Genomic DNA, 719 nt, shown 5'->3' with positions numbered 1-719 from the left:
TTGTATTAAGAAAACCACGCGATAGTCGCGTGGTTCTATAGAAGCTTTAGCGATGTATTCAGTTATATTGCTCCTAATGTGTATAATATAAACGTGACCTGCCAGTTACGTAAATAATACACATTAGGAGGACAGTAAAATGAATGAACAAAATACTGACGTTAAAAGTTTAGCACATACGAAGTGGAACTGCAAATATCATGTGGTTTTTGCATCAAAATATAGAAGAAAGGTGTTTTTTCAAGACAAACGCGAGGAAATTAGAGATATTATTAAAATACTATGTCAATGGAAAGGTGTAGACATAATAGAAAGAGAAATATGCCCAGAACATATTCACTTACTATTAAGTATCCCTCCCAAAATGAGCATTTCGGGTTTTATGGGATATTTAAAAGGGAAAAGTAGTCTTATGATATTTCAAAAATATGGAAATATGAAATTTGCGTACCGAAATCGCGAGTTTTGGTGTAAGGGATACTACGTGGATATAGTAGGAAAGAATACAGCAGCAATAAAAAGTTATATAGCCAACCAGTTAAAACGAGATCAAGAAATGGATCAGTTGAGTCTATTTGACCCAAGAGACCCGTTTACGGGTGGCAAGTAATTAATCGCGTGGCTGGCAGGCCAATAAAAGACGCACTTGTGCGTGGCTAGTAGTATTAGGGCTATGCCCGAAACTGAAAAACCACCCGCTAGGCGGGTGGATATTTATT

General features: G+C 36.7%; 1 protein-coding gene. It reads left to right on the top strand.

The window, feature by feature from the left end; genetic code table 11:
• Nucleotides 1–139: 139 nt before the first annotated feature.
• The gene (tnpA, locus tag ACYPXO_RS10690) at nucleotides 140–610 is read left to right on the top strand and encodes an IS200/IS605 family transposase (protein ID WP_459640558.1); all 471 of its coding nucleotides are present in this window, start codon (nucleotides 140–142) and stop codon (nucleotides 608–610) included.
• The last annotated feature ends 109 nt before the right edge of the window (nucleotides 611–719 follow it).

The organism is Faecalimonas canis (genome assembly GCF_054601575.1).
The sequence above is the reverse complement of the archived record's forward strand: the minus strand, read 5'-3'. Positions and strand labels throughout refer to the sequence as shown.

Coding starts and splice junctions, on each gene's coding strand:
- tnpA (WP_459640558.1), top strand. CDS start 140: ATGAATGAACAAAATACTGACGTTAAAAGTTTAGCACATACGAAGTGG.